18 protein-coding genes and 3 tRNA genes are annotated in these 21,049 nt (G+C 63.4%); 10 read left to right on the top strand and 11 right to left on the bottom strand.

Annotated elements, in window-relative coordinates; genetic code table 11:
• Together QMC96_11935 and QMC96_11940 are read right to left on the bottom strand one after the other, a co-directional pair.
• On the bottom strand, positions 1 to 207 hold a 207-nt coding region (locus QMC96_11935; protein ID MDI6877470.1), incomplete at its 3' end, for an acetyl-coenzyme A synthetase N-terminal domain-containing protein.
• Positions 208 to 800: 593 nt separating this feature from the next.
• Positions 801 to 2,219, bottom strand: a complete 1,419-nt coding sequence (locus tag QMC96_11940) for a hypothetical protein (protein MDI6877471.1) — start codon at positions 2,217 to 2,219, stop codon at positions 801 to 803.
• A gap of 608 nt (positions 2,220 to 2,827) precedes the next feature.
• On the opposite strand from QMC96_11940, the gene QMC96_11945 reads away from it, so the two are divergent.
• The 4 genes from QMC96_11945 (at position 2,828) to QMC96_11960 (ending at position 7,677) form a co-directional block, all read left to right on the top strand.
• Entirely contained in the window at positions 2,828 to 5,017 is a 2,190-nt protein-coding gene (locus QMC96_11945) for a PAS domain S-box protein (GenBank protein ID MDI6877472.1), read from the top strand.
• Positions 5,014 to 5,478, top strand: a complete 465-nt coding sequence (locus QMC96_11950; GenBank protein ID MDI6877473.1) for a response regulator — start codon at positions 5,014 to 5,016, stop codon at positions 5,476 to 5,478. Before QMC96_11945 ends, QMC96_11950 begins: the two co-directional genes overlap by 4 nt.
• A 2-nt stretch (positions 5,479 to 5,480) precedes the next feature.
• On the top strand, positions 5,481 to 7,499 hold the full coding sequence (locus tag QMC96_11955) for an ATP-binding protein (protein MDI6877474.1): 2,019 nt from the start codon (positions 5,481 to 5,483) through the stop codon (positions 7,497 to 7,499).
• A gap of 103 nt (positions 7,500 to 7,602) precedes the next feature.
• Positions 7,603 to 7,677, top strand: a tRNA-Glu gene (locus QMC96_11960).
• Positions 7,678 to 8,401: 724 nt separating this feature from the next.
• On the opposite strand, the gene QMC96_11965 is transcribed toward QMC96_11960, so the two are convergent.
• Both QMC96_11965 and QMC96_11970 read right to left on the bottom strand, forming a co-directional pair.
• Entirely contained in the window at positions 8,402 to 10,120 is a 1,719-nt protein-coding gene (locus QMC96_11965) for a PAS domain S-box protein (GenBank protein MDI6877475.1), read from the bottom strand.
• A gap of 721 nt (positions 10,121 to 10,841) precedes the next feature.
• Positions 10,842 to 11,024 carry a hypothetical protein gene (locus QMC96_11970; protein ID MDI6877476.1) on the bottom strand — a complete coding sequence of 61 codons (183 nt, stop codon included), beginning with the start codon at positions 11,022 to 11,024 and terminating at the stop codon, positions 10,842 to 10,844.
• Positions 11,025 to 11,429: 405 nt separating this feature from the next.
• Between QMC96_11970 and QMC96_11975 the strand changes: the two genes are divergently transcribed.
• Positions 11,430 to 11,960, top strand: a complete 531-nt coding sequence (locus QMC96_11975; protein MDI6877477.1) for a HEAT repeat domain-containing protein — start codon at positions 11,430 to 11,432, stop codon at positions 11,958 to 11,960.
• Between the two features lie 315 nt (positions 11,961 to 12,275).
• Here QMC96_11975 and QMC96_11980 read toward each other — a convergent pair whose 3' ends face one another.
• From QMC96_11980 to QMC96_11990, 3 genes are all read right to left on the bottom strand, one after another.
• On the bottom strand, positions 12,276 to 12,779 hold the full coding sequence (locus QMC96_11980; protein ID MDI6877478.1) for a DUF5615 family PIN-like protein: 504 nt from the start codon (positions 12,777 to 12,779) through the stop codon (positions 12,276 to 12,278).
• Positions 12,763 to 13,773, bottom strand: coding sequence for an AmmeMemoRadiSam system radical SAM enzyme (amrS, locus tag QMC96_11985; protein MDI6877479.1), 1,011 nt, complete (start codon positions 13,771 to 13,773; stop codon positions 12,763 to 12,765). The genes QMC96_11980 and amrS overlap by 17 nt, the downstream gene beginning before the upstream one ends.
• Positions 13,774 to 14,293: 520 nt before the next feature.
• Entirely contained in the window at positions 14,294 to 14,518 is a 225-nt protein-coding gene (locus QMC96_11990) for a hypothetical protein (protein ID MDI6877480.1), read from the bottom strand.
• A gap of 33 nt (positions 14,519 to 14,551) precedes the next feature.
• Between QMC96_11990 and pyrH the strand changes: the two genes are divergently transcribed.
• The 3 genes from pyrH (at position 14,552) to nth (ending at position 16,070) form a co-directional block, all read left to right on the top strand.
• Positions 14,552 to 15,256, top strand: a complete 705-nt coding sequence (gene pyrH, locus QMC96_11995) for a UMP kinase (GenBank protein MDI6877481.1) — start codon at positions 14,552 to 14,554, stop codon at positions 15,254 to 15,256.
• Between the two features lie 59 nt (positions 15,257 to 15,315).
• Positions 15,316 to 15,390, top strand: a tRNA-Pro gene (locus tag QMC96_12000).
• Positions 15,391 to 15,392: 2 nt separating this feature from the next.
• On the top strand, positions 15,393 to 16,070 hold the full coding sequence (gene nth, locus QMC96_12005) for an endonuclease III (protein ID MDI6877482.1): 678 nt from the start codon (positions 15,393 to 15,395) through the stop codon (positions 16,068 to 16,070).
• On the opposite strand, the gene QMC96_12010 is transcribed toward nth, so the two are convergent.
• The 4 genes from QMC96_12010 to QMC96_12025 form a co-directional block, all read right to left on the bottom strand.
• Positions 16,042 to 17,217 (bottom strand): inorganic phosphate transporter, encoded by a 1,176-nt coding sequence (locus QMC96_12010; GenBank protein MDI6877483.1) that lies wholly within the window; start codon positions 17,215 to 17,217, stop codon positions 16,042 to 16,044. The genes nth and QMC96_12010 overlap by 29 nt on opposite strands.
• Positions 17,218 to 17,222: 5 nt before the next feature.
• Positions 17,223 to 17,852 carry a DUF47 family protein gene (locus QMC96_12015; protein ID MDI6877484.1) on the bottom strand — a complete coding sequence of 210 codons (630 nt, stop codon included), beginning with the start codon at positions 17,850 to 17,852 and terminating at the stop codon, positions 17,223 to 17,225.
• A gap of 172 nt (positions 17,853 to 18,024) precedes the next feature.
• The gene (locus QMC96_12020; GenBank protein ID MDI6877485.1) at positions 18,025 to 18,327 is read right to left on the bottom strand and encodes a DUF1894 domain-containing protein; all 303 of its coding nucleotides are present in this window, start codon (positions 18,325 to 18,327) and stop codon (positions 18,025 to 18,027) included.
• Between the two features lie 61 nt (positions 18,328 to 18,388).
• Positions 18,389 to 18,460, bottom strand: a tRNA-Ala gene (locus tag QMC96_12025).
• Between the two features lie 502 nt (positions 18,461 to 18,962).
• Here QMC96_12025 and QMC96_12030 point away from each other — a divergent pair.
• Entirely contained in the window at positions 18,963 to 19,637 is a 675-nt protein-coding gene (locus tag QMC96_12030) for an MTAP family purine nucleoside phosphorylase (GenBank protein MDI6877486.1), read from the top strand.
• Positions 19,634 to 20,947 (top strand): amidohydrolase, encoded by a 1,314-nt coding sequence (locus QMC96_12035; protein MDI6877487.1) that lies wholly within the window; start codon positions 19,634 to 19,636, stop codon positions 20,945 to 20,947. The genes QMC96_12030 and QMC96_12035 overlap by 4 nt, the downstream gene beginning before the upstream one ends.
• Positions 20,948 to 21,049 lie beyond the last annotated feature (102 nt).

The following is a 21,049-nucleotide window of genomic DNA, read 5'->3' on the forward strand; positions in this document are numbered from 1 at the left end:
ATGCGGATACTGCCAGTCCTTCACCCTCTCGTAGGGCGCGAACCAGTCCAGCTCCCGGGCCGCCCGATCCCAGAATGCGTCGGGGTCTTCGAGGAATCCGCGATATGTCTCCTCGTAGTCCTGCACCCAGGCAGCCTTTCGATACTGAGGATCGGGAGAGTAGTATCGCGTCTCCTCGACCAGTCTGACATCAAAGTTGTTCGCCATGCATATCCCCAAACATCGTTAAGCTATTGCTGATACCTGTATAAATCTACATGATCATTAATTATAATTTGTGGTTGGAGGTCGCAGCGGCCCCGTCGGCGAAAAATGGCCTCAAAGCACCTCGGGAAAAGATTGCACCCTGCAGGTACGCCAGATCTCGCCGGCGAGCCGGGGGGCACGAGAGTGCGCGGATCCCCCGGACTCTCCCACGGTGACGGAACGGGGAGTGTGGGGCGCCGCGATACCGCTCCCGTCCCTGCCGTTTCTGCGGGGTGCAGGTGCATCTGTTCGGAGGTCGGGGGAGCGCAGGAGGGGATCCGAACCAATCGCGGGTAGGGGGCGCCGCCCCGAATCCCTGCTTGTGTGGAACGATTCACGGGAGACGGACCCACGTCCGATCCGTCTCCCCCCCAAATCCTGTCCCGGCAGATGGTTTCCCCCCAGTGCATGCCCGGCAATAACGCCATCGCTGAAGCGGCACCGTTCGAGGCAGAACCGATGACTGAAACAGTCTCCTGCGTGCCGTCCGTCAAACAGGAAAAAAAAGGATCGATCCCCGCTGGAACGGGACTTCAGGCTTCCGAACGACGGGATCACGGAGCGGCCGCGACTGGCGTCGAAGCCGGTGCGGGGGTGACGGTCTGGCTCGAGGTCTGGTTCAGCGTGGGGACGGGTTCGGCAGCCCCCGTGGCTGAGACGTTCACCGCAGGGGTGGTCGGGTCGAGTGCCGGCAGAGGCGCCGGACACGGCGTCCTGGCGATGCTCGTCTTTCCGGGGATGGGGTGCGCGGATGTGGCGACCAGATCGATCGGGGAGGTCTCCTGGATCTCCCGCGAGGGTCCGACCATGTTCTGGACGATCACGATGTTGCCGTTTCCGTTCTTCTGCTGGACGGAAGGTGCATTGGTCTTCCAGAACCAGTTGTGGTCGAAGTAGGCCGTCTTCTGCGGCACCGCCCGGAGCCGGGCTGCGGGCTGTACGGTGTCCTTGAAGGTGTTGTGGTGGACGTACATCGAGCCGCAGTAGGTGCTCCCTTCTCCGTGCATGTCGAAGATGTGGTGGGTGTTGGACGGCTCGACGATATTGTAGCGGGCCTCGTAGAAGTGCGAGGTGCTCCCGCCGTCGGCGATGGCGTGGCGCGTGTACCGGAAGAGGTTGGCCTCGATCAGGGTGGTCCCGCCGTTGAGCACGCCGTAGCCGTAGCCGTCCGCCTGGCAGTGGTGGATGAAGTTGTGGTGGATGTAGCCGTAGTTGGAGGCTCCCGCACTGGCGCTGACGCCGAAGTAGGAGAATCCGCTGATCTCGCAGTTGTCCACGATGATGCGGTAGCCGTTGGAACTGATCCCGCCCGACATGGGCAGGGTCCGCGGCGAGACCATCGTGTCGGTCCCTTCCAGCCGCACGCCCGTCAGCCGCACGTTGTTGCCGCCGGCCTTGAGGGCGATCGCGTGGCTGCTGGTGCTCCAGCCGGACTGGCGGGGGTGGTAGATGCGCCCGCCGGGCGACCCGTTGTAGCCGCGGTCGCTGGCCAGCGTCACGCCGGCCGGAATGGTGAGTCCGCTCTGCACCGAGGAGGTGTCGATCGTGACACCGCCCGGAATGAAGATGACGTCGCCGGCAGTCGCCGTGGAGAGGGCCGACCGCAGTTCAGCGAGCGTGCGGACCACGTAGTCCACGCGGGGATCGTTCTGCGTATAGATGTCCGAATACCCCGCACCCCCCCCGATCGGGTTGCCGGTGGGGTTGGACTCCGCGCCGTAGGTCTCGGCGGCGCTGGAGACATTGCCGGATGAGTCTGCCGCATCCGGTGCAGCTGTCGCGCCGACTGCATCGGCTGCACTGGCGATGCCGGTGACACAGCAGCCGAATCCCAGGAGGAGTATGCCGAAGAGTGCCAGCATCCGCCTCGGAGAGCGGGCTGTCTGGTGCCGTTTCTGGTTGGTTCCGGTGGAAGCGGTCTGCCGAAGGGCAGCGTTCTCCGGTTGCCAATCTGGTGTGTGTCCATTCATCATGGTCGCACCTGCCCTCTTCGTCTTTTACTCGCAGTATATAATATTAATATAAAAATAATAAAATTAATATCATTTCTATAACTGCATTCCGCAGTAAAATTTGCCAGATGTAAGCGAATCGACATATTGCAAAGCGATCAATAAAATAGGAATATTTAAATAACATTCTGATATCGGCTCTGCGCATTGTTGGGGGCACCTGTATGCAACGGCCGGCAATCCCGCGGGACCCGGAGGCATGCGTCCGAATCTTCTGCCCCCTATCCCCGCTGCGATCGCAAGGGCTTTCCCTGCTGTACCCGGGGCTGCCACGGCATCCAGCCCGAAGAAGCGGGATCGCAGATGTGAGGGGCATGTGTTCTCGCCCGGGGAGAGACACACCTCCGCACTGCACGGCAGACGGTGCCGCAGAATCCGCGGCGGCGAAGCGTCCTGCGGGACGGGACTGGCGTGGAGCTCCGCGCCGGGTCGGATGCATGCGTCATGCTCCGATCGCCCGGGGGGAATCGATGCACTGGCACAGCGGTGCAATCTGCTGTCCTGCAGAAACGTATATGGGTCGTTAAAAGAAATGCTCTACCGAAATAATCATTCTATCTCGATGCACCATGTCGGATACACCAGAGACCCCGCCCCGAGAAGTCCCCCGCACAGAAGATGGAACGGATACCCGCGATGCATCCGCCGTATCGAACCGATCGGAGAAGGCGCAGCACGTCCCTGAGGCTCGAAAGCGGACCGCTCGATCGATCAGGGAGGCAGAGGATGGTACGGGTACGCGCGGAGTCGGGAAGATCGCGGATCTCGAGCGGCTGATCGAAACCCTGCGCGCGGAGATCGTCGGATGGAAGCAGATGGAGCGCGCGCTGAACGCCGAACGGCAGCGGTTCTTCGATGTGCTGGAGGCGCTGCCGGCCTACCTGGTGCTGCTGACGCCGGACTACCATGTGCCGCTTGCCAACCGTTTCTTCCGGGATCGCTTCGGGGAGTCCAACGGTCGGCGATGCTACGAGTACCTGTTCGGGCGCAGCGAGCCCTGCGAGACCTGCGAGACGTTCACGGTGCTCAAGAGCGGGCAACCTCACCGGTGGGAGTGGACAGGCCCGGACGGGCGCAATTATGACATTTTCGACTTCCCGTTTCAGGATGCGGACGGGTCCCCCCTCATCCTGGAGATGGGGATCGACATCACGGACCGTAAAAAAGCGGAAGAGGCACTGCAGGCATCGATAGCCTACAACCGCAGCCTGATCGAGGCGAGCCTGGACCCGCTCGTCACGATCAATCCCGACGGCACGATCAACGACGTGAACAACGCGACCGTGAGAGTTACCGGTTTCACCCGGGAGGAACTGATCGGCACCGACTTCTCGAACTACTTCACCGACCCCGCGAAGGCGAAAGCCGGGTACGAGAAGGTGTTCCGCGACGGCTCCGTGATGGACTACGAACTCGAGATTCGCCACCGGAACGGGAGGATCACCCCGGTCCTCTACAACGCGACGGTGTACCGGGACGAGATGGGGAACGTCTCGGGCGTCTTCGCGGCAGCCCGCGACATCACCGCGCAGAAGAGAGCCGAAGGGACCATCCGGCGTGCGTACGCTTACACCCGCAGCCTGATCGAGGCGAGCCTGGACCCGCTCGTCACGATCAGCGCTGAGGGCACGATCACCGACGTCAACGAGGCGACAGTGCGGGCAACGGGATTCAGCCGGGAGGAACTGATCGGGACCGACTTCTCTCGGTACTTCACGGAACCGGAGAGGGCGAAGGCCGGCTACGAACAGGTGTTCCGGGACGGTTCGGTGACCGACTACGAGCTCTGGATCCGCCACCGGAACGGGAAGACAACACCGGTGCTCTACAACGCAACAGTCTTTAAAGACGAATCCGGTCAGGTTACCGGGGTGTTTGCCGCCGCGCGCGACGTCACCGAACGCAAGCGGGCAGAAGATGCCCTGATGAAGGCGTACAACGAGCTGGACGACCGGGTCAAGGAGCGGACCGCCGAGCTGCTCGAGGCCAACCGTCACCTGGAGCGGGAGATCGCCGGACACAAAGCGACGGCGGAGGAACTGATGAAGAAGAGCGAGGAACTCGAAAGGTCGAATCTGGAACTCCAGCAGTTCGCCTACGTCGCCAGCCACGACCTGCAGGAGCCGCTCCGGGCGATCTCCGGTTTCACCGAACTGCTTGAGAAACGATACAAAGGAGAGCTGGATGAACGAGCCGACAGGTACATCCACTTTATCATGGACGGCACGAACCGCATGCAGCAGGTGATCCAGGACCTGCTCGCATACTCCCGGGTCCAGACCCAGGCCCGCGAGTTCGGGCCGATAGATACGAACATGGTGCTCGATCAGGCTCTTTTGAACCTCCGAACTTCCATCAAGGACACGAATGCCATTATCACACGGGATCCGCTCCCTGAGGTCGTCGCCGACAGGACGCAGATCACGCAGGTGTTCCAGAACCTGGTGGGAAACGCCCTGAAGTTCCAGAAGCCGGAGACTGTACCGTGCATTCACGTCTCCGCCACGCGGGAGGGGTATGCCTGGAGATTCTCGGTCCGCGACAACGGTATCGGGATCGACCCCCGGCACCAGGATCGGATCTTCGTCATCTTCCAGCGGCTGCATGCCCGGGGGGAGTACGAAGGGACCGGCATCGGGCTCGCCATCTGCAAGCGGATCGTGGAGCGGCACGGCGGGCGGATCTGGGTCGAGTCCGAACCCGGTGTCGGATCGACGTTCTTCTTCACGATTCCCTGCCAAAAGGAGGTGAAAGCTTGAAACAACCGGAAAGCAAAGAACTGCCGCGACCTGTCGAGATCCTGCTCGTCGAGGACAGCCCGGCGGACATCGCCCTGACGCAGGAGGCGCTGCTGGACAGCAAGCTGATGAACAACCTGCACGTTGTCATGGACGGGGAGGCGGCGATGGACTTCCTCTCCAGACGGGGGCGGTATGCCGCGATGCCCCGACCTGATCTGGTCCTTCTCGACCTGAACCTGCCCAGGAAGAACGGGCGGGAGGTGCTCGCGGAGATCAAAAAAGATCCGAACCTCTCCCACATCCCGGTCGTGGTGATGACCGTCTCCGAGGACGAGCGGGATATCTGCGAGTCCTACCGCCTGCACGCCAACTGCTACATCAAGAAACCCGTCAAGTTCGGAGAGTTCATCGAGATCGTCAAGTCCATCGAGGAGTTCTGGTTCTCCATCGTGACGCTTCCGCTCCGCTGCGGAGAGTGAACATGCGGATCCTGGTGATCGAGGACAATCCCGCCGATGTTGCGCTGATTCACGAGCTGCTCTGGGATCATCCGTCGTTTCAGTTCGTCCACGCGGGAGATCTCGCATCGGCGCTCACCCTCCTGCACAGGGGCGGGATCGGATTCATCCTCCTCGACCTCGGGCTCCCCGACAGCCAGGGAGTGGATACCGTCAGAACTGTCAAGATGCATGCCCCTGACATACCCCTCGTGGTGCTGACGGGGCTGGACGACGAGGAGACCGGCGTCCATGCCCTCCAGGAGGGGGCCCAGGACTACCTCGTGAAGGGGCAGATGAGCGGCGCTTCGCTCGTGCGCTCCATCCGCTACGCGGACGAACGCAATCGCATCGAACAGGAGCTGGTGAGCAAGAACCAGGAACTGAACCGGGCATACGATGTGCTGGCGGCGAACGAGGAGGAGCTGCGGAACAATCTCGATGAACTCCAGAAGGCCGAACGGGCTCTGCGGGAGAGCGAGAACCGCCTGAAGAAAGCCCAGGAGATAGCCCACTTCGGAAGCTGGGAGATGGATTCTGCCCGCAGCCGCCTGACCCTGTCCGACGAGGCGTGCCGCATCCTGGGGGTGAGCCCGCGGGAGTTCGACGGGTCGTACGCGGCGTTCCTGGATCGGGTTCACCCGGAGGATGGGGCAGCCGTCGACGCCGCGTATCGGGGAGGGGAGCGGGAGGGTGTACTGGAGCACCGCATCGTTCGGCGATCGGACGGGCGGATCCGTTTCGTCCGTGAGAAGTGGGAAACGGTCCGGGATGACAGAGGCGGCGCCTCGCGCATTCTCGGCACGATACACGACATCACGGAGCAGAAGCAGGCGGAGAGAACGCTGCTCGCGCAGCGGGAACTTCTGCGGGCGATCGTGGACACGGTCCCGGTGATGCTCACTTACTACGATCCCCATCTCGGCAGGTTCCTTGTGAACAACGAGTTCAGATCCGTCCTGGGCTGGTCGGAGGACGACGTGGCGGAGGGCGATCTGCTGGTCCGGAGCGCCGTTCCGCAGGACCGCGAGATCGCCGTGCACCTGATGCAGTCCGAGGATCCGGGGTGGCACGAACTGTCCGTGGCGGCAAAGGACGGCAGCCCCGTCGAGAGTTCCTGGACGACGATGAACCTCTTCGACGGGACCCGCCTCCTCGTGGGTATCGACATCCGCGATCGCATGCGGACGGAGAAGGTGCTCAAGGAGTACGCGGACAACCTGAAACGGTCCAACGAGGATCTGGAGCGGTTCGCCTACGTCGCCAGCCACGACCTGCAGGAGCCGCTCCGCAACATCAAGAACTACGCGCAGCTGCTCGCGCGGCGCTACAGCGACCGCCTCGATCCCGATGCCGACGAGTTCATCGGCTACATCGTCGAGGGGACGACACGGATGCAGGCGCTCATCCTGGACCTGCTGGAGTTCTCGAGAATCGCCTCCCGCGGTCAGCCGTTCCGCCCGACGCAGCCGGGAGAGATCCTCGGAGCGGTCACCGACAGCCTGCGCCTCCGCATCGAGGATGTCGGCGCCGAGATCGTGCACGATCCCCTCCCGACCGTCATGGCGGACGCCACGCAGCTCTCGCAGGTCTTCCAGAACCTGCTCGAGAACGCGCTCAAGTTCCGGCGGGAGGGCGTACCGCCGCGGGTCCATATAGCGGCCCGGCAGGACGGCGGCGAATGGGTGTTCTCGGTCGCGGACAACGGGATCGGGATCGAGCCGCAGTACTTCGACCGGATATTCACGATCTTCCAGCGGCTGCACCACCGCTCCCAGTATCCAGGCACCGGTATCGGCCTCTCCATCTGCAAGCGGATCGTGGAGCGGCACGGCGGGCGGATCTGGGTCGAGTCCGAACCCGGTGTCGGATCGACGTTCTTCTTCACGCTCCCTTCAGTCGCCCGGACGGAGGGCGTTGAGGAGACCCCTCCGGAGCAGCACCGCCCGGCACCGGAGAACGCGCGCGACCCCCGCATCCGGCAGCTGCGCCGGGAGGAATGACGGCGGATGGCGGCGTAACCGGATCGGAGAACGCCCGGCGCATCCAGAAGCCGCAGGAGCCCGCAACCTATTTATCCAGATACGAGAAATAAATATAATTCAAGCTGCTATAGTGTAGCTCGGCCAATCATTTCGGCCTTTCACGCCGAAGACTGGGGTTCAAATCCCCATAGCAGCACTCGTTTTGAAAATCAAACGCGGACAGGGATTGACGGTTCCGCCGACCCCCATACCGCCGCTTCTGCCGTACGGGATGCATGGGCAGGCGAATTGCCCGTTCGTGAATCCCGTGTGGGTGGGTGCTGACTGGAACCGCCGGATACGACTCCCCTGTGCAGGTCCGTATCTGCCCCGGTTGAACGGTCTCTTCCGCGATGCCGGTCGTCCGCAGAGGCGACTTTTTCAGCCGATCATCCCCGATGCCAGGCTATTGCAGCGGCGGAGATCGGAGCGGGGAATATCGGGTGCATCTGCTGCCGGAGTCCTGGGAATCGGCACGCGATCCCACGGAATTCGGGGAGGATAGGTTTGGCTTCTCGAGGGGGCTGCACAGCGCAGCGGTCTTGATCACTGGCATGCCCTTTTTCCGGGGGGCAACGGGGACTCCCGATCCGCGCCGCGAGAAGGATGAAGGGATACGATGGGGGGAGGGGGCAGCCCATCGGGATGCAGCTGCCTGTGATCCCGTCGTCATGTCTCTGCACGGACACAGTACGGCGAGAGGATACGGTGATCGGAGCGGCGAAACGCGATGCCTGGATCGTGCACGAGGGCAGGGGGGACAGAGCCCCGGATCCGTCATGCAGTGACGTTGGAAAAAAGGCGGCGGAGTGTCCAGCCGTTCACCCCGGCGCCCGGAACGGTTCGGGAACGGCCGGGATGGATAGGGCATGGGGCCCGGTTCACCCTCTCGTTTGCAGGGCGGTTCCGGGGGACGGGCCGCTCTTTGCCGCCGGCAGGGTGAAGTGGAAGGTGGAGCCCTTCCCCACCTCCGACTCCACCCAGATCCGTCCTCCGTGCCGCTCGATAATGCGTTTTATGATGGCGAGCCCGATGCCGGTCCCCTCGTACTGATCCGGGCGGTGCAGCCGCTGGAAGATGACGAAAATCCGGTCGAAGTACTGCGGCTCGATCCCGATGCCGTTGTCCGCGACCGAGAACTGGACCATGCCATTCTTCTCCTGGGCAGAGATGTGAATTTTGGGGGGGACATCGGGTTTTCTGAACTTGATGGCGTTGCTGATCAGATTCTGGAAGACCTGCTGGAGCTGGATGGCGTCGGCCATGACCGTCGGGAGCGCATCGTACGTGATCGATGCGGCATCCTCCAGGGCCTTCGACGGGAGGAAGGCAAGGGCACTCTCCACGACCCTCCCGACCTCCGTGGGACGAAACTCGCCCCCCCGGGTATTGACACGGGAGAACTCCAGCAGGTCCAGGATGAGCGCCTGCATCCGTTTACCCCCGTCCACGATGTAGTGGATGAACTCGTCGGCATCCCTGTCCAGCCTCCCCTTGTACCGCCGCTCCAGGAGCTGGGCGTAACTGACGATCGCCCGCAGGGGTTCCTGCAGGTCGTGGCTGGCGACGTAGGCGAACCGCTCCAGGTCCTCGTTGGACCGTTTCAGGTTCGCTGCATAGCGCTCCATGGCTTCCTCGACCTGTTTGCGCTCTTCGATCTCGATCTGGAGGCGGGTATTGGAACGCTCGAGTTCCGCCGTCCGTTCCCTGACCCGGTCCTCCAGCTCGTTATACGCCTTCATCAACGCCTGTTCCGCCCTCTTCTGTGCGGTCATATCGCGTGCCGCCGCAAAAACGCTCGCAGCTCCTCCCGGTTCGTCCCGGAAGATGGATGCATTGTAGAGGACGGGAGTGGTGCGCCCCTCTTTATGACGGAACTCCAGTTCGTAATTGGTTACGGAGCCGTCGCGGAACACCTTCTCGTATCCGGCTTTCGCCTTCTCGGGATCCGTGAAGTACTTCGAGAAGTCGGTGCCGAGCAGTTCCTTGCGGGGAACGCCGGTAACCTGAACCGTTGCCGCATTGACATCGGTGATCATGCCTTCCGGGCTGATGGTGACGAGAGGATCCAGACTCGCCTCGATCAAACCCCGATGGTATGCATTCGCCTTTCGAAGCGCCTCTTCTGCCTGTTTGCGCACAGTGCTGTCGCGCTGGCTGATACGCCTCCCCAGGACTTCTCCATCGGCAGACACGACCTGCTGGCAGTAGTGGCTGATCCATCTCGTCTCCCCACCCCTCGTGACGATGCGGAATTCCATCTGACTGGAGTCCCTCTGGTCGAGGTGTCCAGCCGATCGATGCCTCTCCCAGATCTCCCGATCCTCGGGATGGACGATCTTGGGCATCAGCATCGGATCGGCATAAAACTCGGCGGCGGAATACCCTGTTATGCGCTCGCAGGACGGCGAAATGTATACAAGCGAACCATCGGGGGCGCGCCACTCCTCCCAATCGTAGGTGAAATCCGCAATCAGCCGGTATTTTACTACATTCTTCTGCAGGACTTCGTTCTCGCGGTCTCGCTGTGAAACCTCCTCCCGCAGTGCTTCGATCTCTCTTTGGAGTTCTGCGGTCCGCTCGAGAACGATGCGATCCACTTCCTCGGGAGTATAATGCGCCTTCTCCCCCTTCCCAGCCCGAGGGGATCCCTCTCCCGGCTTTCGAGGCGATACCGACATCGCGATCCGTCAAGCCTGCGGAACGCAGGTACGCGAGAGCTTCAACCCTGAGAATGAAAAACATTTCTTCTTCCCCGGGAATCGATCCGCACAGCGGGATCGGAGGGAAAACTGGTTACTCCGGCGCGGTCGGCCCGTCCCCCGGTTTCGGGAGGTCCTCCTCTCCAGGACGGATACGCGGCAGGCCAGGACGGAATAGCAGTATACCGGGGAATCGTCCCCTCCCCGTCCACGTGATCGCCTGCGGATCAACCGCCCGTCCCGGATCGGGATCCGTCTCCGATGGAGAGTTCGACAGAACTGCTGCGGCATTCTGGCATCTCCCCCTGCATGCGGATGAAAGGGGATGCCGGAAAATGTCCGCCTCTCCCGACGCTCGGAAGTGCGCGATTCGGGCATCGGGAAGAAACGGTTATACCCCCGGGAGATGCCCCCCGTCGGGTCCGTGGCCGTCGCGCGAGGCACCGGAACCCCCCATCCCGAGGGTCCCTGTGCGCAGGGGGGGACGGGAGAAGAGCGGCGGCAACCGATCTCCGCCCTCCTCGAAGGCGCGCGCCGCCCCGTCGAGCCGATGGGGGCCGTCAGATCCCATTCCCCCTCGGGCACGACGCCTTCTCTTCCCTTCCGGCATGGTGCCGCATCATCCCCGGTCGGCAGCGGAGATCGCCGGCTCCCTGCGAGTGCGGATCTTTCGGTTCTCCCGCCGGGCTTCCTGGACGGGACAGGGATTGTACGCCCGCATCAGGGTGAATACCGCCCCCTTTGCCCGTGAGATGCTCCACCGCACTCCCCGCAGGTTTCGGTCCATCGGATCTCGATCCATCCCTGCCCGATCCCTGACAGCCCGTTGACGACTTGGCGGTGCCCGTGCGGGGAATATCGATGGCATTCTGCACTCTCTATCTCCTGCGCCATCTGCCCGCCCGGGGCCGCATCCCGATCGCCGTGTCCATTCACAGGTCCCCGTCTGTATTCGAAACGGGAGAAAGCGCGGGTCGTTTCGCCCACCGCGAATGGGCCGTAGCCCTTCTGCCGCGGGAACAGAATTCTGCATTTCGAGGCGAACGCCCTGCGAGTACGTGCGCCATGCGCAGAGGCGCTCTGCTCCGAGATACCGCTCCCGGAGCAGTTCGAATGCCGCCAGGCAGCCCGCACATGCAGGACGCGAGACCGCCGCGGGGCAGAACCCTTAAACCCTCGGAGGGGGAACTCCCTGGCAGGGAGCATCATGGCAGATCCAACGGACGAGAGGGCGGAACCGCCGGGAGCCGAAGAGAGCGGGGGAGCGGACACGGTCGAAGTGCTGATCCCGTACCTCTTCCACCCCCAGCTCAACATCCGCTGGAGGACTGCGGAGGCGCTGGGAGACCTCCGCGATCCCCGGGCCGTGGAGCCGCTGATCGAGGTTCTCGACGATCCCTATGCGGACGTGCAGTGGAAGGCGGCGGAAGCCCTGGGGAAGATCGGCGATCCGCGCGCGGTCGCGCCGCTGATCGCCGCTCTGAAGGGCGGGAGCCACTGGCTCCGCAGGGGAGCGGCCTGGGCCCTGGGAAGGATTGGGGACGCACGCGCAGTCGGCCCCCTCGCGGAAGCCCTGCGGGACGGGAAGAGCGACGTGCGGAAGAACGCCGCCTGGGCCCTGGGAAGGATCGGGGACGAGCGGGGGCGGGACGCCCTGGAACGGGCGGAAGCCGATCCCGATCCCGCCGTGGTGATGGAGGCGAAGAAGGCCCTGGAGAAGATCGGCAGGGGGAGGTGACAACCTCCCAGGACAGCCACAGGCGGTGGAGGGCCGTCGGGAGAGCACCTCGACCGAGCCGAACCTCCCTCTCCCGCTGCTGGGGTATCCCCCGTCAGGCACCTCTTCTGCCCAGAAAGTAAAATCGTAGACCGTGCTCTGCCGCATCGCAATCCCCACCGCCCGGCGGAATCTCTGCCTGCCGCGGCCACCCGTATGGACGAACTTCCGGGGGAAGGCATCCAGCGCGGTCTCCGGCCGCTGCCCATCGCCGAAGGAGCCGATATCCGATGCAGCCGAGCGAATGGATCCTGCGCGCAGCCCTTCCGCGTCTCCTCAGGGGACGCCGGTGTCCTCCAGGATTCCGTACTCGATGGCGTTCAGGCGGCGGTTGAGATTGTCGCAGTGCGAACCCATCCAGTAGAGTTTCCGGCAGCGCCCGCACCAGAAGTACTCGAGATCGGGGCGGTCACGGGGTGCGTAGGGGGCCCCCTCCACCTCCGCGGCGGTCGCCGGGCGCAGCACCGTGTTGCAGAGGGAGCACCGCGTCAGGGAGAGTCTGGTGCGGATCAGCCCGAGCGCTGCCAGCTGGCGGACCTGCTCGATCGCGTCCGCGGAATCGAGCAGGACAGCCCGATCCCCGCCTCTCCGCGCCAGCTCCCGGTCTCTCGTCAGCAGGATCCGCCCTTCTTCCCGCGCGAGGGCGAGGAGGAGCGTATCCTCCGTGCGGTTCCCCTCCTTCAGAGAGTTGGCGCTCCGGGTATCGTACCCCATGAACCGCAGGTATCGGGTGAGCGTCCCGAGCATCCGGTCGGTGAGAAACTTAACGGGGGGCGACATAGGGGATGTCCTCTCCGCAGGCGGTGCACCGTCCATCGTCCATGGCCAGGTAGCGAATCGAAAAACCGTTCCGCTCGACGACCTTCTCGCCGCAGACGGGGCAGTACGTATGCTCGTAAGGGTGCCCGGCCACGTTGCCGATGTATGGGTAATGCAGCCCCAGCTCGCGGGCACGATCGTAGATCTTCTCAAGCGTCTTCACCGGCGTGGCGAACCGGTCCGTCATCTTGTACTGCGGGTGGAACCGCGTGAAGTGCATCGGGGTATCCGGACCCAGGTTCTCGATCACCCAGCGGATCAGGCGTTCGGCCTCCTCGGGAGAGTCGTTCAGGCCGGGAATGACCAGGGTGACGGTCTCGACGTGCATCCCGAGCTCCTTTGCCAGCACGGTGGAGTCGAGGACCGGCTGGAGGTGCGCACCGCAGATCTTGCGGTAGAAGTCGTCGGAGAAGGACTTCAGATCCACGCGGTAGGCATCGAGCATGCTCGAGATCTCCCGCAGCCCCTCCTCGGTGATGTAGCCGTTCGTCACATAGACCGTGGCGAGACCCCGCTCCTTCGCCAGCGTGCCCATGTCCAGGGGATACTCGTGCCAGATCGCCGGTTCGTTGTACGTCCACGAGATGCTCCGGCACCCGTATTCCAGGGCCCGTGCCACGCCCTCCTCCGGGGCCAGGTCTCGCAGGATTCCGTCTGCGAGATTCGAGCGCGATATGCGCCAGTTCTGGCAGTGCTCGCAGCGGAAGTTGCATCCCACGGAACCCAGGGAGTAGGATAGGGTTCCGGGGAGGAAGTGGAAGAGCGGCTTCTTCTCGATAGGATCGACCGCCTCGGCGGAGATTCTGCCGTACGCCGCCGCGTAGAGGGTGCCGCCCCGGTTGATCCGTATCCCGCACACCCCATGCCTGCCCTCCCTGATCACGCAGCGGTGCGCACAGAGTGCGCAGGTGACGGCGTCTCCTTCCCCCTTATGGTACAGCCGGGCCTCGTGCATGGTCCTCCTCCCCGATAGCGTCCCCGATGGGGATCTGCATCCAATACACTCTGTAGTGTCCGTACTTTACGAAAAAAGTATCCTCCCCCGGTTGCCTCACAGGGGACGGAGAGCAGACGCGAACCCGGAGCGCCATCGCGTTCAGGAGAGCGGGGATGACGGCGGACGGAGTCCTGCTGTTGGACAGACCCAAACCAACTCCCTGCCAGGAACCGGCATACAGGAGGGGATCGGATGATATCGAGATTCCCGCTGCTGCATACGCGATCGCATCGCAACAATGGGGGGAGGGATCCGGAGGACCCCCAGCCAGCGCGATGGCCCGGATCCGGCAGTATGAATCCTGCAGATGTGCCTGTTCAGGGCATCCTGCCAGCCGCTTCACCGGTCCGGATCTCCCGTCCGTCCTCGGGGTTGGCGCGACGCATCGTTCGCCGATGCAGGTATCCCGGGAAGAAGAAACGGCGCACCCGCGACGGTTCGGCACCTGCACAACGCCCGTTCCGTCGGGCCGGCACGCCTATCGTCTTCGTTCGTCCCGCCCTGGATGGGCGCCATCCTCACCGTCGTGCTCCAGCACCAGCGGCCCCCAGTAGCCGCACCTCTTGCAGCGGTATACCGAGCCAAGGTATCCCCCGGCGACCGCATAGATGTCCCGGCTCCGGCATACCGGACAGACGAGCGTCACCCGCACCTCACAATATCCTGCGGCATGCGCATCCCGGTAGGCGTGGAACTCCAACACATATAAGGAGAGGTGACAGAATGGTACACAGAAATGAAGAAGATCGTTCTCTCTCTCGGCGGATCGGTGCTCATCCCCTCCCTGGAATCCAACAACATCGGACGCTTCTGCGGGATCCTCAGGGATATCGCGGCAAGCCACCGCCTGTACGTGGTGGTCGGCGGGGGTGGCGAGGCCAGGCGCTACATCGGCGCCGCCAGCCGTCTGGGGCTGGATGACGCCAGCGCCGACGAGATCGGCATTCTGGTGACCCGCATCAACGCATACCTGCTGATCGGCGCGCTGGGAGACGCCGTGTACCCCCTCGTCCCGGAGGACTACAGGGAGGCAAAGGCCTTCGGCGAATCCGCGAAGATCGTGGTGATGGGCGGCGTGGCACCCGCCCAGACCACGGACGCGGTCTCCGCGGTCCTGGCAGAGTACATCGGGGCCGACGTCCTGATCAACGCCACATCGGTCGACGGCATCTACAGCGCGGATCCCCGCAAGAACGCCGAAGCCGTTCGGCACGCCCGTCTGACCCCCCGTGCGCTGCTGGAGATCATCCGCGAGGACCGGCTCACCGCGGGCTCCAACATCGTCTTCGATATCGTGGCCGCAAAGGTCGTCGAGCGGAGCGGCATCCCCCTCGTCGTCATCGACGGGCGGGACCCCGACAACCTCAGGAGAGCGGTGTTTGCAGGGGATTTTACGGGAACCGTGGTCAGCGATCGGGATCGGGCGCCCCTACCGCTCTAGAGAGGGCTGCAAAGTGTTAATACGCCCCCTTTCCAATATATAGCGGGTCCGAAGAGTGCGGGGCAGTAGGGTAGCCTGGTCCATCCTAGAGCGTTTGGGACGCTTTGACGGCGGTTCGAATCCGCCCTGCCCCATCATGGATCGGAGCACCGCCCTGCGCATACTCGACACCCTCATCGAAGAGTATCGCGACTCAGGCCAGCGCCAGCTGCGGTACCGGAATCCGTTCGAACTGCTCATTCTCACCATTCTTTCGGCCCAGACCACCGACCGCTCCGTGGAGAGCGTCCAGGAGGAGCTCTTCCGGCGCTATCCCACGCCGCAGGCGCTCGCCGGAGCCTCCCCGCACGATGTCGACGCCATCATCCGCGCCGTCGGGTTCCACCGCGTGAAAACGCGCTTCATCATCGAGACGGCGCGACGGATCGTGCAGGAGCACGGCGGCGAGGTCCCGCGCACCATGGAGGGGCTGACAGCCCTGCCCGGCGTCGGGCGGAAGACCGCGAATATCGTGCTCGCCCGCGCATTCGGCACCCCGGCCGGCATCGGCGTCGACACCCACGTGCGGAGGCTCTCCCGGCGCATCGGTCTATCCGACCACTCGGACCCGGTGAAGATCGAACGGGATCTGATGGCGCTCTACCCGCGGGAGGTCTGGGGGCGGATCAACTTCACCTTCATGCAGCACGGTCGGGCGGTCTGCACCGCACGGGCTCCGCGGCACGGGGCCTGCGTGATCCGGAACGACTGCCGCTGCTATCGCGAGGGTACATGCAATCGCGGCTTTATCCGAACAAGCGGAGGTAAAGAGTAGCAGCGATCCATCCCACCATTGCGGAAGTGGGAATAGTGATGATCCAGGCCATGACAATCTCCCGCACGATCCCCCACTTCACTGCAGAGTAGCCCCGTGTCGCGCCCACACCCATGATCGAACCGCTTATCGCATGGGTCGTGGATACCGGAACTCCAAAGGCCGTCACAAACGAGAGCACCACCCCGCCGGCAGTCTCTGCACAGAATCCCTGATACGGGCGAATGGAGGTTATTTTCTTCCCCATGGTCTCAATCACACTCCAGCCCCCGAGGAACGTCCCAAGAGATATTGCCGCGGCTGACACCACGATAACCCAGATGGGGACTGTAAAATCCGCGAGCAGCCCTCCCGCGACAAGCATGGCGGTGATGATACCCATTGCGTTCTGTGCATCGTTGGATCCGTGCCCGAAGGAGTAAAGCGAGGCTGAGAAGAGCTGGAGTCTGCGAAATATCGAGTTCAGCTGGGTCGGCGATCCGTTTCTGAACTGCCGTATTACTATCACTCCCATGAGGAAAGCGGCGATGAAGCCAAGGGTGGGGGATACGACCATGAAGATCACGATTGCCGAGAGACCGCTGATCTGCACGATATTTCCAAGAATGAGCAGGGGTATGATCAAGGCGAAACCAAAGAGTGCCCCTATGCCAGCATAGCTGGACCAGGTCTCCCCTCTCCATCGGGCTATGAGACCAAACACCAGCGCTCCTGCAAGAGCTCCCGCGACCCCGTAGGCGATCAAAACGGCAACGTAATCCAGAGAAGGCCACAGGACGGCACCCATGCCGTGATTGGCGATTGCAGCTCCCATAAGCCCGCCAATAAGTGCATGCGTTGCGGAGACGGGGATCCCGGATCGGGTGGTAATGAATACCCAGACGATGCCCCCCACGAGCCCCGCGAGGATGATGGCCGGCGTGATGATGGCGGGATCCACGATCCCCCGGCCGATGGTCTTGGCGATGGCGGTGGTAAAGAGGAGAGGGCCCACCAGGTTAAAGAAGGCAGCCAGCGCGACCGCACGCATCGGCGTCAGCACTTTCGTGGTCACAACCGTGGCGATGGCGTTAGCCGCGTCATTCATCCCATTGAAGAAGTTGAACAGGAGCGCCAGCACGATTCCGAGGATGATGACGGTCTCCATAGACATTACGTATGACGGATCACGATATCCGATAGGACGTTGGCGGCATCCTCGCACTTGTCCGTCGCCGCCTCCAGGTTCTCGTAAATATCCTTGAGCTTGATAATCATGACGGCGTTATCCGTCTTGAAGAGGTCCCGTATGGCATGGGAGAGCACCTCGTCGGCAAGGTTTTCCAGGCGGTTAATCTCGATGCACCGCTCTTCCACTCTCTTTGGATCTTTGAGGATGCGGATGCCGCGCACCGCTTCCAGGAGCTCCACGCTGGAGAGCTGTATCAGGCGGGCGAACTCCCGCATCGGCGTGTCGGTCTCGGTGATGCCGTAGCTGTACATCTGCTGCGCCGTCCCCTCGATATAGTCGAGCACATCGTCGAGCGCGGAGGCGAGGCGTGAGATCTCCTCCGGCTCCAGCGGCGTGATGAACGTGCGGTTCAGGTGCTCGTAGATCTCGTGGGTGATGATGTCCCCTCGGTGCTCGACCTCCTTCATCCGGTGGCACCTGTTCTTCACGTCGGTGTAGTTGTCGACGAGATCCAGCAGCAGGTCCGATGATTCCACCACCGCCTCTGCCAGCTTCTCGAAACTGTCGAAGAACTCCCTGTCCTGGGGGATGACCCACTCTTTGATGCCCACGGTTTCCCTGAGAAAAGTTTCATCCCCGGTGGTAAAAAACCACCTGTTTTCCTGCAGGCCCCGGGGATTCAACCCTGCGACTCTCCCCGCGGGCGTAGCGTGGCACGGCGTCCCTGCGCGCGTCTGTCATCGAGGGGGTGTGCCGCACCTGCACTGCAGGGCATATTCGCGGTCAATTGGCGCGCTCTCCGAGACGGGAGCGGATGTAGTCGAGATCTCCCTCTTCAGCCGGGATCTCGTAGAGAAAGGTCCCCAGGCAGACCTTGGTGAACGGCAGCAGGATCTTCTTCCGCTTCACCTGCACCCCCAGGAGCATAGGCGCCCTGAGGAGGAGGGAGATGTTTCGGAACTCGAACCCCGGCGTCACCTCGTAGTACTCCCGGCACCTCCTGCGCACGTACTCGTTCACCTGCTCCGGCGTCGCATCGGAGAGGACGATCCGTCCCCCGAGTTTGTTGACGCATCGATCCGCCATAGCCTTTCATCCAGGGCGCGGAGTCATAAACATTCCTGTGGCGCGAGAAGAACAGAACCGATGGACCGAGCGGGATTTGAACCCGCGGCCTCACGCATGCCAAGCGTGCGATCTACCCCTGAGCTATCGGCCCGGTTCAATATACTTGGACTCGATCCCTATTAAGGATTGGTCTTCTCGAACGGGGAGCTGCTGCGCGGTGCGAGGGATTCGTATCCCTCCCGCATACGGAATCCTCGATATCCACGCTTTCCCCCGAGGGCGGCACGGACCGTGGGGTTCCGTCATCCTGACCGTGCAGGCGGCCGCATGGCCCTTCCAGCACTGCTTCCGGGGCCCCCGGGAGATACCCGTCAGGACTGCAGGCGGCGGAGTCCGCCGTATACCCGTGCCTCCCGGACGACCTGCCGCCGACGGAGCGCGTCTGCGACTGCGGTTGCGGAGAGAGCCGCGAATGATGGCGCGAGCGGCGGGAGTGCGGTGCATGATTCTCCATCCGCCGCAGGACAGGAATTTATGCTCCCGGTGACAAGCTCATGTGAGCAGTCGAGCCCTCCGCTCCCGCGCCCGTCCGCGGCGGGAATCCGCCGGGATTTACGGGGGGGGAGAGGCGTATCGACCGGAGGAGTATGGAAATGCTCGGGATTATCGGTGGAACAAGCCTGCTCTATGCGGAGCTGCCCTCGCTCGCGCGGGAGGTCGTGCACACCCCCTTCGGCAGCGCAGAGGTGCTCTGCGGGGAGAGGATCGCCATTCTTCTGCGGCACCAGCGGGGTCTGCCGCCGCATCGGATCAACTACCGGGCAAACATCGCAGCTCTGGCCGTCTGCGGCGTGGACAGGCTGGTATCGATCGGATCCGCCGGCGCCCTGAAGACGGAGATCCCCGTCGGGTCCCTGCTGATCCCCGCCGATTATATCAGCCTCGCGGATATCCCCTCCATCCACGATCACGCCATCGAGCATGTCTGCCCGGAACTGGATCCGCTGCTCTCCCGTTCGCTGAAGGAGACCCTTCCCGAAGCCCGGCTGGGGGGCACCTACGTCCAGACCCGCGGGCCAAGGATCGAGACGAAGGCGGAAGTGCAGGTGCTCGCCCGCATCGCCGATGTCGTGGGCATGACGGTCGCCTCGGAGGCGACGGTGGCCCGGGAGCTCGGCATACCCTGCGCCGCGCTCTGCACCATCGACAACCTCGCCCATGGACTGGGGTGCGACGTGCTGACCTACGAGCACATCCTCGAGGTATCGCGGGCGCAGCGGGGGAGGACAGAAGCGGTTTTACGCCGCATCGTGGAGATGCTTGCATGAGCGAGGAACGTTCTGATATATTCGAGGCCCGCGGGTCCATCCTGCTCGAGCGGGTCAGCCTGGACGGTCGTACGGTGGATATCGCCATCGACGATTCGGGCACGATAGCCGGGATAGGAGAGGATCTCAGGCGGGAGTACGCACCGGAGTTCATCCTGGACGGGGAGGGCAACCTGATCTTCCCGGGATTCGTGAACACGCATACACACGCGGCGATGACCCTTCTGCGCGGCTACGCCGACGACCTGCCCCTGCACACCTGGCTCTCGGAGAAGATCTGGCCGCTCGAGGCGGGACTGACGGGCGAGGACGTCTACTGGGGCACGCGCCTGGCCTGCCTGGAGATGATCCGGAGCGGCACGATCGCATTCTCGGACATGTATTTCCATATGCCGGAGGCCGCCCGGGCCGTGACGGAGTGCGGCATGAAGGCGGTCCTCGCGTACGGTTTCATCGATCTGTTCGAGGCGGACAGGCGGGAGCGGGAGATCCGGGCAACGGAGGAGTTCGCCCGGAGGATCGAGACCCTACGGAACCCGAACATCCGGGCTGCCGTCGGGCCGCACGCGGTGTACACGGTGTCCCGTGAGGGTCTGGAGTGGCTGGCGGAGTTCGCTGCGGAGCGGGATCTCGGTATCCATGTGCACCTCTCGGAGACCGAGAAGGAGGTGCAGGACTCCCTGCGGACGTTCGGCGTGCGCCCGCCCCGCCGGCTGGACGACTGCGGGCTTCTCACGCCGCGGACCGTCGCCGCCCACTGCAACTGGGTCAGCCGCTCCGACTGCGCCCTCCTCGCCGCGCGCGGGGTCCACGTGGCGATGAACCCTGCCAGCAACATGAAACTGGCCGTGAACCGTGCCCCGCCCTACCCCTGGTTCAGGGAATTCGGCATCCCCGTAACGCTGGGAACCGACGGCGCCGCCTCCAACAACAGCCTGGATCTCATCCAGGAGATGAAGTTCGCCGCGCTCCTGCAGAAGTTCTACTGGAACTCGCAGACTCTTCTTCCGGCCGGCGAGGCGGTGGAGATGGCGAGCAGCGCCGGCATGCGGGCCCTGCGCCTCGGGAGTGGCAGGATCGAGCCCGGAGCCCCGGCAGACATCGTGCTGATCCGCCGAAGGGCGGTCTGCACCACACCGCTCCATAGCGCCACCTCGAACCTCGTCTACGCCTGCAGCGGCTCCGCGGTGGATACGGCCATCTGCGGCGGACGGGTGCTGATGTTCGACCGCATCGTCCCCGGGGAGGAGGAGACGCTGGAGGGCGCCGCCCGGGCGGCGGAACGGCTGGTGTCCCGCACGGGCGGGTAGGGGGCTCCCCTCCCCGGTCAGGGGGTCCGGGGAGGGCCATCCATGCGGGGATATTAAAATTTATAATTCCAGGCTCCGTAGAAATGATCACGAGGATCTGCA

Source organism: Methanomicrobiales archaeon (assembly GCA_030019205.1).
Lineage (GTDB): Archaea > Halobacteriota > Methanomicrobia > Methanomicrobiales > JACTUA01 > JASEFH01.

Excerpts from the sequence above, each read along its gene's own strand:
- QMC96_11940 (MDI6877471.1), bottom strand. The coding sequence starts at position 2,219 with ATGATGAATGGACACACACCAGATTGGCAACCGGAGAACGCTGCCCTT.
- QMC96_11945 (MDI6877472.1), top strand. The coding sequence starts at position 2,828 with ATGTCGGATACACCAGAGACCCCGCCCCGAGAAGTCCCCCGCACAGAA.
- QMC96_11955 (MDI6877474.1), top strand. The coding sequence starts at position 5,481 with ATGCGGATCCTGGTGATCGAGGACAATCCCGCCGATGTTGCGCTGATT.
- QMC96_11970 (MDI6877476.1), bottom strand. The coding sequence starts at position 11,024 with ATGGATCGAGATCCGATGGACCGAAACCTGCGGGGAGTGCGGTGGAGC.
- QMC96_11975 (MDI6877477.1), top strand. The coding sequence starts at position 11,430 with ATGGCAGATCCAACGGACGAGAGGGCGGAACCGCCGGGAGCCGAAGAG.
- QMC96_11980 (MDI6877478.1), bottom strand. The coding sequence starts at position 12,779 with ATGTCGCCCCCCGTTAAGTTTCTCACCGACCGGATGCTCGGGACGCTC.
- amrS (MDI6877479.1), bottom strand. The coding sequence starts at position 13,773 with ATGCACGAGGCCCGGCTGTACCATAAGGGGGAAGGAGACGCCGTCACC.
- pyrH (MDI6877481.1), top strand. The coding sequence starts at position 14,552 with ATGAAGAAGATCGTTCTCTCTCTCGGCGGATCGGTGCTCATCCCCTCC.
- nth (MDI6877482.1), top strand. The coding sequence starts at position 15,393 with ATGGATCGGAGCACCGCCCTGCGCATACTCGACACCCTCATCGAAGAG.
- QMC96_12010 (MDI6877483.1), bottom strand. The coding sequence starts at position 17,217 with ATGGAGACCGTCATCATCCTCGGAATCGTGCTGGCGCTCCTGTTCAAC.
- QMC96_12020 (MDI6877485.1), bottom strand. The coding sequence starts at position 18,327 with ATGGCGGATCGATGCGTCAACAAACTCGGGGGACGGATCGTCCTCTCC.
- QMC96_12030 (MDI6877486.1), top strand. The coding sequence starts at position 18,963 with ATGCTCGGGATTATCGGTGGAACAAGCCTGCTCTATGCGGAGCTGCCC.
- QMC96_12035 (MDI6877487.1), top strand. The coding sequence starts at position 19,634 with ATGAGCGAGGAACGTTCTGATATATTCGAGGCCCGCGGGTCCATCCTG.